Raw genomic sequence first — 15,186 nt, 5'->3', positions numbered from 1 at the left:
GAATAGAGATGCGTAATAGATATAATCAACAAATAATAGTTGTCCTGTTTTTTCTGTTAGGTTGCCTGACTTATGTTAATGCAGCCATTTCTAAAGGAGAATCGGTCTATAAACAAAAACCGAACGATTCGGAAGCCATCTATTTTACACCTGAAAATTTCGGGATTAAGGCTGATGGAAAAACAGATGTGAGTGATGCTTTACAGCAAGCATTGAATCAGGTGAAAAGAGAAGCTAATTTTGGCATCGTCTTTCTACCTGAAGGTACCTATAAGATCAGTAAAACGATTTATATTCCTCAGGCTGTACGTTTGATCGGATATGGACGGAACCGACCGGTTATCGTATTGGGTAAGAATACACCGGGCTATCAACAGGAAGTAGCCGATGATAAAGGGAAGGCTAATTATATGTTCTGGTTTACCGGAAGTATTGTCGAGCCAGGTCAACCGATTCGGGATGCGGGTGCCGGAACATTTTATAGTGCCATTTCAAACGTCGATTTGAAGATTGAAGACGGGAATCCGTATGCTGTCGCGCTTCGCACGCATTTTGCCCAGCATAGCTTTGTCTCCAATGTCGATATTCATATCGGAAAAGGGAAAGCCGGATTATTTGATGTCGGTAATGAAATGGAGAATGTTCGTTTCTTTGGCGGAGATTACGGTATCTATACGACAAAAACGTCACCCGCCTGGGAGATGATGATGGTGAATACCTACTTCGAAGGACAGCGTAAAGCGGCTGTTCGTACTCAGGAAGGAGGGTTGACAATCGTTCGTTTATATGCCAATAATGTGCCGGTGGTGATTGATATCGATCCGAATTATGGAGATAAGATCTATATGGAGGATTGTGTGTTTGAGAATATTAAACAGGCGGCTGTTATTGTTAGTAATGAGAATAATCAGGCTAATCAGTTGAGTTTACTGAATATCAGTTGCCGCAATGTGCCTGTTCTGGCTCATTACCGTAAAAGCGGGAAAGAAACACGTGGTGAAGCGCCTATTTACCGGGTAAAACGGTATACACATGGTCTGCATATGGAAGATATGGCTGCGGAACCGGAGATGAGAACTGTTGCCGATATGGAAATATTAAAAACGATGCCTGCATTGCCAGTAAATGATATTCGGCCACTCCCTCCTGTAGAAACATGGGTAAATATTCGCGATCTTGGAGCTAAGGGTGACGGCGAGACAGATGATACCGAGGTCTTCCTTCGGGCAATAGCTGAATATGAACATATTTATCTGCCGCAGGGATGGTATGTGATTTCCGAATCTCTTGTCTTAAAACCCAACACGAATCTGATCGGATTGAATCCGATAGCGACCCAACTTATATTGAAAGAGAGTACTCCGGCTTTCAGCGGTTTTGGTGCTCCCAAGCCTTTGTTGGAAACACCGAAAGGTGGAACCAATATCGTTAACGGTGTCGGATTAAATACCGGCGCCTATAATTACCGGGCGGTCGGATGTAAATGGATGGCGGGTGCATCTTCTTATATGAATGACGTTAAATTCGTAGGTGGACATGGTACAATGAGACGTCCACAGCCCGGGCAACAGTCAAACCAGGGAGGCAGACGTACTCCACAGATTAGTAGTCCTTTTAATCCGGTGACCGAACAAGGAAAAGACCGTGCATGGGATACGCAATATTGGAGTTTGTGGATCACAAACGGCGGGGGAGGTGTCTTTAAGGATATCTGGACTGCCAGTTCATACAGCAGTAACGGGATTTACGTCAGTGATACGTCTACCGAAGGGAAAATCTATGCGATGTCGGTAGAACATCATGTACGGAACGAAGCTCGTTTTAAACGTGTATCCAACTGGAAGTTATATGCTTTTCAATTTGAAATTGAAACCCGTGAAGGGCCGGATTGTCTGGAACTGGAACTGGATGAATGTAGTAATATGCTTTTTGCCAATCTTTACCTATTCCGGGTAATCCGGTTGGTGACTCCTTTCCCTTATGCCGTTCGTACCTGGAATTGCAAAAATATAGAATTTTTCAATGCGCATAATTTTGGTCAGATGCGGTTTGTGATCGATCTGACTGTTTATGATATCAATACCGAACAGGATGTCCGTCCCTGGGAGTTTACTTATCTTAAAATTACAGGTAATGAACCCCGAAAAACACCACTTGCTGCAACATCTGGAAAGGTAGAACGCTTAGGTACCGGTTTTGAATTTGCCGAAGGTGCTGCCCGTGACAGTAAAGGAAATGTTTATTTCAGTGAGCAACGGATGCGTCGTATCTATAAATGGGATGTGCAGACCGAAAAATTATCTCTGTTGGCTGATTATCCCTGGCAACCGCTTTCTCTGGCATTTGATACGCAAGATAATCTGTTAGTTGTTTTCCGTTATGATCCACAGCCCGGCTATCTTGTGGACGGTAAGCAGGAAACGGTTCCTCGTTTGCCCGATGCGGAAGGAACAAACTTCAGTAAATGGGGGAATAGTGGTTTTGCCACCTGGGTGTATTCGGTTGATCCCGATCGTCCGGATGAAACGATTCGTTTATTACCGAAGGTAAAAATGGGATCTGTACAACGCGTGGCGAAGGCTTTATACCCTTCTAATCGCTGGCGCGATATGCATGACTTCGATGAGGTCTCTCTTTATGTACCGGAAGAGTGTTTTGTTGCACCGGATGGGGTAACCATTATTCCTGAACATTATGACCTGGCACGTTCTTCTTCCGTTATTGAAGCGATTCCGGGTAAACCGCTTTACTCCAGTGATGAATATGAAAGACGAATCGTTCGATTGGATGTTGCTCCGAACGGAACGCTTTCTAATCTTCGTCATTTTATAGAACAAGGAGAATTTGGTACAACAGTGGATAAAAACGGTCATATTTATGTAACAGACGGTCATGTATATGTTTTCGATAAAGAAGGAAAGCAAATCCGTAGAATCGTTGTTCCCGAACGTCCCTCTTCGCTTACAATTGGTGGAAAGCATGGAGACGAACTGTTTATCACGGCACGTTCATCAATTTATAGAGTCAAAATAGATTAATCTTTATACAGAACATAAGGTGATTTCCAATATCTGGACGGAATAGTGTGGTAAAAACGTTCTGTTTGAATAGAAAAAGACAGTCTGAAAGAACCTGTAAGGGTTTTTAGACTGTCTTTTTTATTTTTTTCTACGACACAACACGATCAGCTGATTTGTCCCATATTCAAAACCTGATAATTGTTTTTCGAATGCAGGTGATAATGTATAATCTCCATTTCTAATCTCATCTAATAATTCATAAGGTTCGATTATATTCATATAATAATCGTTCATAATCCAACGAGGCCATATCGGAGGGTCACCCAAGATATCATCTGTTATTTTAGTATCTGTTTTGTTTTTGGTAACGAATCCTTTACGTTTTTCCTTGTCATATACAATATATCTGAAATTTTCTTCATTATACCTATAATTGTCTCCGTCAATATCTCTGTATCTGAGTGCTGTGAGGTATAGGTTGCGATTGTCTTCAGCAACAATAGGTATTCCCCAATAACGACTCCCATGTTTATTGAAGTCATCCCACGAATACCAAGCTTCATATTCAACAGGTAATTTGTATTTTCCCATATTGATAGTCACATAAGGTGTTTTGTTTATCCCAGATAATTGATAAATGGTATCATTGACTTCTTTTCCTTTCAGATAGAGTGAACCGTTATGTCGATAAAACATTTTTAGACCTTTAGCTATGGAACCTCCTGTGCCTTCATCCCGACTTTTTATCCCATAAAGAGGATTGGGAATAGAAACGATAGTATCTCCCATGTCATTTAAAGCAAATGCAATATATTTATACGTATTATTAGCGAATTCACTAACCCATAAAACAGAGTTGGAAAAAGCGATATTAAAAAGTGATCCCCATTTTTTTCTACGAAGAAAATTGCCATCATAATCATAAAATAGTAATTGTCCAGAGTCAGAGAGAATAATCTCTTTTTTTATGGGATCAGAACTTATATTAAAAATCATGGAATACTCACCAGGACCTTGTCCATTACGCCCTATTTTTTTGACAAATTCTCCGTCCCATGTAAATTTGTAGGCCTGGTGATTTGATTCAATGATCAAGAAATCATCAACCTGATTGATGTCGGAAATATGAGTGATAATAATATCATCTGGTGTCTTTAATTCCAGATACTCTATTGTGTCTGCAATCTCTGATATTTTCAACCCTTGTTCTGTTTTTATACATTGTTCAAAATCAATAAGATATAGTTTGTTTTTATCTTCTGAGTCATACTTGGACTGTTTATTACAACCGGAGAATAGAATGATAAGTAGAATAATAGATATAGATATAATGTATTTCATAAAAATATGCAAATAAAATTTCTCTCTGTATTATTTAGATAATCTCAATTCCAACAAATGTCACTGCTCTTGATGACTCAGCCTGGAGTTTTTGGGTGCATCGAGATTTGTTGTTTTCTTTGCTTCTGTTTTCATAACTTTTGTTTTAATTGTACTTACATGGTGATAAAGAAAGGAATAAAATATCGAAAAGTTAGTGTTCCGAACGTTATCATTAGTTTAATCTTTTGTTCGTGCAAAGAAAATAAATACCCTTACTGGAAAGAACCGCATCTATTCTTCGGATCATAGGAATAAGCTGTCGTTTTTGTGCAGATCCATTAATCGTCTAACAGTTGGGTCACTTTCGTCTACCAACTGTGTCACTATCGTCTACCAACTGTTGCCGAATCGTCTACCAATTGGTAGACGATTAATCGGTCTGGCAAAATTGTTAATAAAATACGATAAAACGGATAAGGCATTCAGATGAAAAGAATTAGTCTTATGCTTGAATGTCAAGAGTATTTGTGTATAGCTACCCCTCGCGTGGTATCTTTTATTGAATAAAAAAATGAACGGAGCGGCCGAGTTTTTGATGAATAATACTACCTTTCGGGAAAAAACGGAAAAGATGAAAAAGGGTTTGTTTTTCGGATTGATTTTATTGTCTGTCGCAACGTCTTGTGTGACGAAAAAAAAATATGAATTGGCTGAAAATGGGCGTTTGGATGCGATTGCCCGGGAAAATGTATTGAAAGGGGAGTTGGTTGGTAGCCGCGATGAGAACGACCGCTTGAGGGAACGGCTGGATGTTTTGATCCGGGATACAGCCGGTCTGGGACGGCAGATACGATCTTATCAGGCGATGTTGAATACCAATATGTCGGAACAGGAAAAACTGAATATGCTGCTTCAGCAGAAAATGGGTGAGTTGGAAGAGCGTGAGCGGACAATCAATGAATTGCAGGATATGATGAATGTGCTGAATCAGGAGGTGCAATCGTTATTGACAAATGTAAAAGATGCCTTACTCGGTTTTGGAAGTGACGAGTTGAGTGTGACCGAGAAAGACGGGAAAGTGTATGTGGCTATGTCTGACAAACTGCTTTTTGAATCGGGCAGCGCCCGGGTGGATAAACGGGGCAAGGAGGCTTTGGCGAAATTGGCAGAGGTGTTAAACAAGCAGACGAATATTGATGTTTTTATAGAGGGGCATACGGATAATAAGCCGATCAGTACCGTTCAATTTAAAGACAACTGGGATTTGAGTGTTATACGGGCTACGTCGGTGGTGCGTATTCTGATACAGGATTACCATGTCAAACCGTTGCAGATACAGCCCAGCGGACGGGGTGAATTTATGCCGGTGGATAATAACGAAACGGCCGAAGGGCGTAGTCGTAATCGGCGTACAGAGATTATCATGGCTCCAAAACTGGATAAATTGTATCAAATGTTGAAATAAAATTGAATACCTTTTTTAAATATACATGGGTATTGATGGCACTGTTTGGGATAAACGTTGGTTTCTCCCAGGCGCAATACGTTGCAGATGTTTTAGGGGAGGGGTATTTCTCCAGAACCATCCGGATGGCGGATGATTATGACGGGGAGGTGATCTGCACATTGATCCGGAAACCGCTTCGGTCGGAATCGGACAAGGCTGTTTTGTATCTGCATGGGTATAACGATTATTTTTTTCAGAAAGCGTTAGGCGATAGTATCACAGCTCATGGATATCATTTTTATGCGTTGGATCTGCGGAAATACGGACGTTCCATATTGCCTCATCAAGATCCGTTTTTTTGTAAAAGTCTGACGGAGTATTTTGCCGATATTGATACAGCGTTGACGATTATCCGCCAGGAGGGTAACCGGGAGATTATTCTTATGGGTCATTCGACAGGGGGGCTGATTTTACCGTTATATATGAAAGAGTGCGGAGATCGACATCCTGTCAGTCGGATGATTCTAAATAGTCCTTTTCTGGATATGCATATGAGTTGGTTGATGGAGAAGGTATTGGTGCCTGTTGTCGCTTTTGTGGGGAAATTTTTCCCGAAGTTGACCGTTTTAAAAGGAGGGAGTGCCAATTTATACGGTCAAAGTATTCATATAGATTACAGAGGTGAATGGGCGTTTAATACGACTTGGAAAAAATTGAACAGTCATGCGAAACGGGCGGGTTGGCTCAAGGCTATTCATCAAGGGCATCGGATTGTACAGAAAGGATTATCTTTGCATATTCCGGTATTGGTTTTATCCTCTGATAAGTCGATCAGAGAGACCGATCAATGGCAGGATGAGTATCAAACGGCAGATGCGGTACTGGATGTTGAGGATATCCGGAAATACGGTCTGCGGTTAAGTTCGGATCTCACCTTTTGCCAAATACCGAACGGGATGCATGATTTGATTCTTTCACAAAAGCCATACCGGGATGAGGCGTATCGGACTATGTTTACCTGGTTGGAAGAATAAGAACAAGAATAATATGAAAGTCGTCGGGTTGATTTTAGGTGTGATGTTGTGGGCAGGAGTGATCGTTCCTTTATATGCGCAAGAGGATGTGTCGGATGTTACGACTTATCAGGTTGAAACGTTTGGTTCGGCAGCGACAGGTGATAATACGCCTTTTTGGATGGTGAGTAACCGGTATGGTGTAGTTCCCTTAGATGCAGGTAACGGTTATTTTAGAGGAGGGGTTTTTCATCAACACCGTTTAGGGCATTCTTTTACCTGGAGTGTTGGCGTCGATCTGGCGTTTGTGGCTCCGAGAGAGCGGAATGTTTTTCTGCAGCAATTATATGCCGAACTTGTTTATCAGAAACTTGTATTAAGTATAGGGAGTAAGGAACGTTATATTTCTTTATGGGACCGTTTTTTGAGTTCGGGCGATTTGATTCAATCTCCGAATGCCCGGCCGATTCCGGAAATAAATATCAGTCTGCCGGAGTTTGTCGTTGTTCCTTTCTTGAAAGGATGGTTACAATTGAAAGGCGATATGGGGATAGGCCGCTCTTTTGATAGTCGCTATTTGGCGGATGTTATATCTCCGGATAAGTATTATGTGGAAGATGTATTGTGGCATCATAAATCTATTTTTGTAAGGCTGAAAGATACGCGGGGGGATTTTCCGTTTACGGTGTCGTTTGGTGTGCAGCATACGGCACAATGGGGAGGGAATTCTACTAATCCGAATTTGGGAAAACAGCCTCATTCTTTCAAAGATTTTCTGCGTGTATTTGCCGGGAAAAGCGGGGGAGGAGATGCCAGTCCGTCAGCGCAGACGAATGTATTGGGGAATCATCATATCTCCTATGATTTTCAGTTGGGCTATACTCAGAAAACATGGGCTGTTCATGCGTATCATCAGCATCTGTCGGCAGATAAATCGGGACTGTTGTTGTATAATGGATGGGATGGGTTGTGGGGTGTTCAACTGGATGTTCCGCAATTCTCATGGATCCGCAAGGTGGTTCTGGAGTATTTGATGACCAAAGATCAAAGTGGTCCGCTCCACTATCTTTATTTCGACCATGACCGTTATCCGGGAAGGGGAGGGGGTGCCGATAATTATTATAATAATGAGGAGTATACGACGGGGCATACGTATTTTAACCGGAGTATCGGTAGTCCGTTGATTGTCTCACCGGAATACAATTCCAATCGTTTTCCCGGTTTTGAGAATAACAGGGTGAAGGATTGGCATATCGGTCTGGAGGGTGATCTCTCCCGACAGTTGTCTTATCGTTTATTGTGTACCGTGATGAATGGGTGGGGTACTCCCTTTGCGCCTTTATTGAAAAAACGTGACGGTGTGTCATTGGCGTTGGATCTCTCTTATCAACATCCCCGTCTTTCGGGTTGGGATTTTAAAGGATCTGTCGGATTCGACACCGGTGATATGGTTGGTGATAAAACTGTCGGGTTCGGATTGAGTGTGCGTAAACGAGGGGTATTGAAGGCCTGGAATAAATGACCGGATCATTTAAAATCGTCCCACAATCCGGAGGCAATGATCTGTTGTGTCTCGTCAGCTAATTTTTGAAGTCCTTTATTAGACGTTTCTATATGGTCGGTCGAAAGAGGAGGGTGAATGACCATCTCCATCCGGTGGCGCTTAATGTTTAATGAACCGATCGGTAAAACATAAAACGGACCGTTTAATGTGATTGGCACAACAGGCAGGTGTTGATCTACCGCCATTTGATAGGCTCCTTTCTTAAAACGAATCATTTTGCCGTCGTAGGTTCGCGAACCTTCGGGGAAGACAGCTACAGACGCGCCGTTTTTTAAACTTCGTTCGGCCGCAGTAACACTTTGTAAGGCTGCTTTTGGTGTTGAGTTATCCACAAAAATAAAACCGGCGGCTCGGCAAGCAGTGCCCACCAATGGTATTTTGCCAATACCCGCTTTCATCACCCATTTGATCGGAACGCCTAAAAATCCATATATCAGAAAGATATCAAAAGCACCCTGATGGTTTGCTACAAATACATAAGACTTTTTCCGGTCGATATATTCACGTCCCCGCATGTCGACCGGGCAAAGGGTCAGGTAACATGTTATCCGCGACCAGATCATTCCCGGATAATAGGAAAAGATTTTCTCTCCTCCCAACAGACAACCGATAATCACTGTTAATGCGGTAATGACGGTTAGTATGAGAAAAACAGGTACGGCAACCAACCAAAGGTAAAGAATGTATAAGATTCTTGTCATATGTAGATGATATTGCTACACAAATATAGCGGGTAAATTTAATGGTTTTGATATTTTTATTCTAAAATATTTTTGGAATCGGGTTATTATTGCTTTATTTGCGTCTAGAAAAGAAAATATAAAATAAAATATTAATCAACCATGAACACATTACTTAAATATCTCGGAGTCTTAATACTTCTTATTGGTGTTGTTATATTAGCTGTTCCATTTCTGACAGGTGGTATGTCGAACACAATCCTTATTGCAGGGATTTCTCTTATCATAATTGGCTATCTTGGTCATATCTTTTTAAATAAGAAGTTTCAGTAAGAAGTGATATATTCTGAAGAGAAAGGAAAGGCTATTCTGGACAAGGAATAGCCTTTTTTATTGAGCAATAGTTTGCTCCCATTGACGAATTGCATCAACCAGTTCGCTATTTTCTTTAGGGGTTTGTGTGGATAAACGGATATATGAGGCATCTAACCCTCTGAAATTAGAGGCATCTCTGATTAGTATACCGTGATTGGCCAATAGATAGTTTTTTAATTCATGCGCATTTCCTTTTTTTAATCGTACCAGAAAAAAGGTGGTTGCAGTAGGGAATACCTCCAGATTATCTATGCTGGCTAATGCAGAGAGGAATTCGGTGGTCTCTTTTTTCCAGCGATCAACAGGCAATATGAATTGATGCGGGTTAAGCAGAATATACCTGGCTGCTTCAATGGCAAATGTGTTTAGAGACCAGGGGATAATGTATTGATTTATCTGGGTGATAAATTCGGAGGCGCCGATAATGTATCCGATTCTTAGTCCGGGGACATTTTGAGTTTTGGAGATGGAGTGAACCAGAATCAGGTTCGGGTGATTATGGATGTCGGCTGGTTTTAGTAGTTTTTCTGTGGTAAATGAGAGATACGATTGGTCGATTATAAAAATTGTCTTCGGATAGGTTGTTATTAATTCTAATAATTCACTCCGTGTGTGTAGTGTACCGTCCGGATTGTTCGGATTACAGATCCAATACAACTGCTTTTCTTGGCATATTAATTTGTTGAACTTCTCTTTTATGGGGAAATAACTGATCTCATGCCCAAAACGTTTACACGCATCTTCATATTCGGCGAAGGAAGGATAAGCAATCGCTGATTTCGCAGCTGTCCATACCTGAGCCAATAGATAAAAAGCGGTGATGGAGCCGTTGGTAATAACTACATTATTCTCTTGTATGCCGGATTGGTCGGCAATAATTTTTTTTAGCGAACCAGCGTCAGGTTCGGGGTATCGTCTTAATTGGGTGAAGTTGTCGAACAGATGCTTTTTTAGCCGGTCATGATTGGCACCGTACCAGACATTCGAACTGAAATTTATTTTAATGATATGTTGTGTGTTGTAGTGGTCGTCGCCGTGGCCGAATAACATGTTTTGGTAGCTTGTATATAATCGGATTAATAAAAAGATTTATAGATCGCATCTTGTATCCTGGTTCGGATATCCAACGTGCTGAGTTTGTTGTTGGCCCGTGTCGGGTTGACCCGGTTGCTCAGGAAAATATAGATCAGTTGATTCTCGGGATCGACCCAAAAACAAGTTCCGGTAAATCCGGTATGTCCATAGACCGACTTGGGAGCAAGTTCGCCACAAGACGAAGCTTTCGGGTTATCCGGCCTGGGTTTGTCAAACCCCAATCCACGATGGCAGGTCGGACTTTTACTCTCTGTAAAAAGCAGACAACTCTCTGCAGAAAGAAAACGTTCATCACCATAAACGCCCTGATTCAAAAAGATCGCAACGACCTTTGCCAGATCGTTGGCGTTGGAGAATAAACCGGCATTACCGGAAACCCCTCCCTGAAAAGCTGCCGCCTCATCGTGCACATGTCCACGAAGCAGTTGTCGCCGGAGGAACTGATCGTTTTCGGTCGGCACAATATGTAGTGAGTCGATGGTATGAAGCGGATTGTAGGTCATTCGCCACGCGCCCAGACGACTATAGAACTGATTGTTTAACAGTTGATCCATCGGTTGGTTCAACTGGTTTTCTACCATCATCTTAAGCAGAATAAAATTAATACAGCTGTATGCATATTTTCCGCGAGTACCTAATTTAGACTCTTTAATGGTTTGTATGATAGTATCTTTGAATGAGTCGTGCAGATAAAAATGATGGGCCACTTTGGTTGAGAAACCTTCTTTAGGCGATTTAGAAACCAGATTGGGTAAAAAAGAAAAGTCGTTACGTGCATATGTTTTTGCATCGAAGCGAGCGGGGAAGGAGGTGCTTTTGGTGTTGCTGTATAAACTGCCCTGATAGCTGTCGGGATCAATCGCTTTTAAATAAAAGTTGATGGTTGGAATGAGTCCCGATTGATGATAGAGCAACTCTTTAATTTTGAGGTTTTCTTTGTTGGAACCTTTTAATGAGGGGATATAGTCTGAAATCTTGCTCTCCAAGGTAAACTTCTTTTCATCAAAAGCATTTATTACAGCTAACAGAGTGCCAGCAGCTTTAGAGGCAGAAGCGAGATCGTAAACCGATTTTTCGGTGACGCGTTGGCTTTTATTGAAATCAAAATATCCGAAAGATTTATGATAGATGATCTGTCCCTCTTTAGCAATCAGTACCTGACAACCGGGATAGGCTTTTTCTTCTAACCCTTCGGCAACAATTTTATCGATGACTTCCAAACGTGCGGCGTTCATACCAACCTCTTCGGGTTCATGGTAGCCCAATCGTGTTTTTTCTGTAAATATCCCTGTTCCGGCAAAATAGAGATCCGGAATAGAAACAGGAAGTTTTCCTTTGGCCGGTATTCCTCCGAAAATCAATTGTGCAGCGAATTTCATGGCCAAAGGAGTTGCTTCATACCCCATAATAAGGGCTTTAGCCTTTTTGGTACTGCTGTAATCTTTACAGAAGTAGGGGAGGGTAAAGAAGGAGAAAATGACCTCTTTCTTTTCTGCTAATTGTTTTAATGCAGGTGCTTCAGGAATACGAACGGTATGAATACTGCAGATAATCAGATCATATTGTTGGAGTTGGTTGTATACCCGTTGAATATGTGTTGCATTGGAACTCTGTACGATACTGAAGCAGGCGACCGAATCGTAACGGTTTAACATCTGTTGGAACTCATTGCCCACAACATCTCCGATAGAGAGCACGGCTATTTTCTTTTTATTCAGTTCTTTTAAAGGTATGATTGCGGAATCATTTTTAAGCAGCGTAATCGCTTCTGCATTTAATCGGGAGGCTAACCATTCGGCATGTGAAGAATTGATTCTGTCGGATAGCCCTTTGATCGCTACCGGTTTATACTGGTTTAACCCCAGAATGTATTTATAGCGTAGTATTTTCAAACATTTTGCTTCTATTTCCTGCAGATCTAAGATCCCTTCATTGATCGCATTTTTTATCGCTTCGAAATCGTTGATCGGGGTTGCGGAGGCTAAAAGAATATCGTTTCCGGCTAATAAGGCCTTGACCGAGATATTGTCTTTTGTTTTTGTTGAGGCTCCTTTCATGGCTAAGGCATCTGTAAAATATAAGCCCTGAAAACCTAACTGCTCTTTCAGTAAACCGGAAACAATGGTGTGCGAGAGAGAGGCCGGATTAGGTGTCTTGTCTAAAGCCGGGACATGCAAATGACCGGTCATCATACCGCCGAACCCTTCGTAGATGTAACGTTTGAACGGTAATAATTCGAGGCTGTCTAATCGGTATTTATCGTGACGAACTACAGGTAAGGTATGGTGTGAATCTTCGGAGGTATCTCCATGTCCGGGAAAATGCTTGGCGACAGAAAGCACATTCATCCCCTCTATGCCGCGTGCATAAGCGATTCCTTTTTCGGATACGGCATCGGGATCTTCTCCAAACGAACGTAATCCGATCACCGGATTCTCCATATTACTGTTGACATCCATGGAGGGTGCAAAGTTGATATGGATACCCATTTCACGGCATTGGCGACCGACCTCTTTCCCATACGCCTCTATCAGGCTATTGTCTTCAATCGCTCCTAACATCATATTTTTAGGGAAACGGGTCGTTCCACTTAAGCGCATGGACAGCCCCCATTCGCCATCTAAAGAGACCAATAAGGGTAGTTTGGCTATTTTTTGTACCCGGTTGGTGACATCGGCTTGTGTGACCGGATTGCCTTTGTGAAAAAGAATACCTCCGATTTTGATCTCGTTCACATAACGCGTCAGGCGTTGCATGTTGCGATTGTCGGTCGTCGGATTGGCGATAACCATAATTAATTGTCCGATTCGTTCGTCGAAACTTAATGTGTCGAATACCGAATCGGCCCAATGGTTCATCTTCTCTTGGTCAACCTTTCGATAAAGTTCGGGAACAGTTTGGCCTTTGGCGGATAATACAGCTACACAACAGATTATGATTATAAAAACGTTCCTCATTCTCATTCCCCTGGTAAATTCAGATCAAAAGTAAGAAAATTATCAGAATATCGTTACCTTTGGATGCTTTGATAATTCATAATAAATCTAATTCTGCTACTTCATGAAAAGAAGAAACTTTATGAAAGTGGCCACCACACTGGCTGCTATTCCTGCTGTAAATTGTGTCGCATCAACCACTTCTGTCATTCCGACATCTCAAAAGGAGATTTACGAATGGCGTGTTTATACTTTAACTGGTAATGGTGCTTCATTGGATCCATTTTTTAAAGATGTATTGATTCCTTTTTATAACCGTAAAAAGGTCAAAGTAGGCGCTTTTAGTTTGTATAAAAAGGAAGAAGTCGAACAGCGATGGTTGTTATTCATCTATCCGGATATGTCGACTTATTATCAGCTTAAGAAGGATATCTGGAAAGATCAAGCTTTTATGCAGGCGGCTCAACCGTTTTATGACGCAACAGCGCCAGCGCCGGTTTATTCCAATATAGAGACTTATCTGTGTGAAGCTTTTGATAAAATACCCACACACCGCGAGCCGGATAAAAATCGCGGATTGTTTGAGATACGTATCTACCATAGCCCCAATGAAGAGGCCAATCAACGCAAGGTAAGAATGTTTAATGTCGATGAGATTGATATCTTCGATAAGGTGGGCGTCAATTCGGTCTGTTACGGAGAGATTCTGGCCGGCCCCCGGATGCCGGCATTGATGTATCTGCTTTGGTATAAAGATGAAGAGGCGCGTAGTGCCGCATGGACGGAGTTCAGCAAACATCCTGACTGGCAACGTATCAGAGGGCTGAAAGAATATGCCCATACGGCAACGAATAATCAGAGTATTTTCTTTTCACCATTGCCCTATTCGCAATTGTAAACGATTTTGTTGCAGGTCTTTTTGGTTGTTTCATAAATGTTTTGTTACTTTGCATCCGCTTTACGTAATCTCTGTCGGGAAAGAGTGACCCGTTACATTGCGTTTCGTTAAAAAAATACATTAAAAAGCTATAACAATGGACTTAATTAAAATTGCAGAAGAGGCGTTTGCTACCCAAAAAGAGTATCCAGCATTTAAAAGTGGAGATACGATTACAGTAGCTTACCGTATTAAAGAGGGTAACAAAGAACGTATTCAGCAGTACAGAGGTGTGGTGATACGTATTTCCGGTCATGGAGATAAAAAACGTTTCACCGTTCGTAAGATGTCTGAGAATGTAGGTGTGGAAAGAATTTTCCCAATAGAATCTCCATTCATTGAAAGCATCACAGTGAACAAATTGGGTAAAGTACGTCGTGCAAAATTGTACTATTTGCGTGCACTTACCGGAAAGAAAGCAAGAATCAAAGAAAGAAGAGTATAATTACTCCGGTTCGATTGCCATACGAGAAGCCATCCCTGAGAGGGGGTGGCTTTTTGTTTTATTCAAAACTCATTTAATCCTTTCTTCTCCTCCGCTCTTATTGATGTGAGTTATAAGTAATGGGTCTCTGAATGGAAGAAAATGGAAGGATTAAATCTTTATATCAAATTTACGTTAATTACGTTCAGAAAAGGAGCAGTTCTCTTCACCCAACCGTTCCAATCATTGGATTTTTTTGTGTGGGTCAATTAATCGTCTAACAGCTGTGTCACTTTCGTCTACCAATTGGTGCACTTTCGTCTATCAACTGTTGCCTAATCGTCTACCAACTGTTAGACGATTAATTGATTC

At 41.6% G+C, this 15,186-nt stretch carries 10 protein-coding genes; 6 read left to right on the top strand and 4 right to left on the bottom strand.

From position 1 onward, the window contains the following. Positions 1 to 8: 8 nt before the first annotated feature. Positions 9 to 3,038, top strand: a complete 3,030-nt coding sequence (locus M2135_RS07555; protein WP_280747919.1) for a glycosyl hydrolase family 28-related protein — start codon at positions 9 to 11, stop codon at positions 3,036 to 3,038. 120 nt (positions 3,039 to 3,158) lie between these two features. Here the strand turns inward: M2135_RS07555 and M2135_RS07550 are convergent, their stop codons facing one another. Next, positions 3,159 to 4,361, bottom strand: coding sequence for a 6-bladed beta-propeller (locus M2135_RS07550; RefSeq protein ID WP_280747918.1), 1,203 nt, complete (start codon positions 4,359 to 4,361; stop codon positions 3,159 to 3,161). Positions 4,362 to 4,974: 613 nt separating this feature from the next. On the opposite strand from M2135_RS07550, the gene M2135_RS07545 reads away from it, so the two are divergent. From M2135_RS07545 to M2135_RS07535, 3 genes are read left to right on the top strand one after another with little or no spacing between them, the layout of a single operon-like run. Then, positions 4,975 to 5,808 (top strand): OmpA family protein, encoded by an 834-nt coding sequence (locus tag M2135_RS07545; protein ID WP_280747917.1) that lies wholly within the window; start codon positions 4,975 to 4,977, stop codon positions 5,806 to 5,808. Between the two features lie 35 nt (positions 5,809 to 5,843). Then, entirely contained in the window at positions 5,844 to 6,824 is a 981-nt protein-coding gene (locus tag M2135_RS07540; protein WP_280747916.1) for an alpha/beta hydrolase, read from the top strand. Then, positions 6,784 to 8,325, top strand: coding sequence for a capsule assembly Wzi family protein (locus M2135_RS07535; RefSeq protein WP_280747915.1), 1,542 nt, complete (start codon positions 6,784 to 6,786; stop codon positions 8,323 to 8,325). The genes M2135_RS07540 and M2135_RS07535 overlap by 41 nt, the downstream gene beginning before the upstream one ends. Positions 8,326 to 8,330: 5 nt before the next feature. On the opposite strand, the gene M2135_RS07530 is transcribed toward M2135_RS07535, so the two are convergent. From M2135_RS07530 to M2135_RS07520, 3 genes are all read right to left on the bottom strand, one after another. Next, on the bottom strand, positions 8,331 to 9,068 hold the full coding sequence (locus M2135_RS07530; RefSeq protein ID WP_280747914.1) for a lysophospholipid acyltransferase family protein: 738 nt from the start codon (positions 9,066 to 9,068) through the stop codon (positions 8,331 to 8,333). 369 nt (positions 9,069 to 9,437) lie between these two features. Continuing rightward, complete coding sequence (locus M2135_RS07525) at positions 9,438 to 10,472, bottom strand: aminotransferase class I/II-fold pyridoxal phosphate-dependent enzyme (protein ID WP_280747913.1); 1,035 nt, start codon at positions 10,470 to 10,472, stop codon at positions 9,438 to 9,440. A gap of 26 nt (positions 10,473 to 10,498) precedes the next feature. Then, positions 10,499 to 13,474 carry a glycoside hydrolase family 3 N-terminal domain-containing protein gene (locus tag M2135_RS07520; protein ID WP_280747957.1) on the bottom strand — a complete coding sequence of 992 codons (2,976 nt, stop codon included), beginning with the start codon at positions 13,472 to 13,474 and terminating at the stop codon, positions 10,499 to 10,501. A 103-nt stretch (positions 13,475 to 13,577) separates the two neighbouring features. Between M2135_RS07520 and M2135_RS07515 the strand changes: the two genes are divergently transcribed. Both M2135_RS07515 and rplS read left to right on the top strand, forming a co-directional pair. After that, on the top strand, positions 13,578 to 14,351 hold the full coding sequence (locus M2135_RS07515; RefSeq protein ID WP_280747912.1) for an NIPSNAP family protein: 774 nt from the start codon (positions 13,578 to 13,580) through the stop codon (positions 14,349 to 14,351). A gap of 136 nt (positions 14,352 to 14,487) precedes the next feature. After that, positions 14,488 to 14,835 (top strand): 50S ribosomal protein L19, encoded by a 348-nt coding sequence (gene rplS, locus M2135_RS07510; RefSeq protein WP_280747911.1) that lies wholly within the window; start codon positions 14,488 to 14,490, stop codon positions 14,833 to 14,835. Positions 14,836 to 15,186 lie beyond the last annotated feature (351 nt).

Source organism: Parabacteroides sp. PF5-9 (assembly GCF_029893105.1).
Lineage (GTDB): Bacteria > Bacteroidota > Bacteroidia > Bacteroidales > Tannerellaceae > JARXWG01.
The sequence above is the reverse complement of the archived record's forward strand: the minus strand, read 5'-3'. Positions and strand labels throughout refer to the sequence as shown.

What these genes read in the sequence shown, in the direction of transcription:
- M2135_RS07555 (WP_280747919.1), top strand. Translation starts at nt 9, where the DNA reads ATGCGTAATAGATATAATCAACAAATAATAGTTGTCCTGTTTTTTCTG.
- M2135_RS07550 (WP_280747918.1), bottom strand. Translation starts at nt 4,361, where the DNA reads ATGAAATACATTATATCTATATCTATTATTCTACTTATCATTCTATTC.
- M2135_RS07545 (WP_280747917.1), top strand. Translation starts at nt 4,975, where the DNA reads ATGAAAAAGGGTTTGTTTTTCGGATTGATTTTATTGTCTGTCGCAACG.
- M2135_RS07540 (WP_280747916.1), top strand. Translation starts at nt 5,844, where the DNA reads ATGGCACTGTTTGGGATAAACGTTGGTTTCTCCCAGGCGCAATACGTT.
- M2135_RS07535 (WP_280747915.1), top strand. Translation starts at nt 6,784, where the DNA reads ATGAGGCGTATCGGACTATGTTTACCTGGTTGGAAGAATAAGAACAAG.
- M2135_RS07530 (WP_280747914.1), bottom strand. Translation starts at nt 9,068, where the DNA reads ATGACAAGAATCTTATACATTCTTTACCTTTGGTTGGTTGCCGTACCT.
- M2135_RS07525 (WP_280747913.1), bottom strand. Translation starts at nt 10,472, where the DNA reads ATGTTATTCGGCCACGGCGACGACCACTACAACACACAACATATCATT.
- M2135_RS07520 (WP_280747957.1), bottom strand. Translation starts at nt 13,474, where the DNA reads ATGAGGAACGTTTTTATAATCATAATCTGTTGTGTAGCTGTATTATCC.
- M2135_RS07515 (WP_280747912.1), top strand. Translation starts at nt 13,578, where the DNA reads ATGAAAAGAAGAAACTTTATGAAAGTGGCCACCACACTGGCTGCTATT.
- rplS (WP_280747911.1), top strand. Translation starts at nt 14,488, where the DNA reads ATGGACTTAATTAAAATTGCAGAAGAGGCGTTTGCTACCCAAAAAGAG.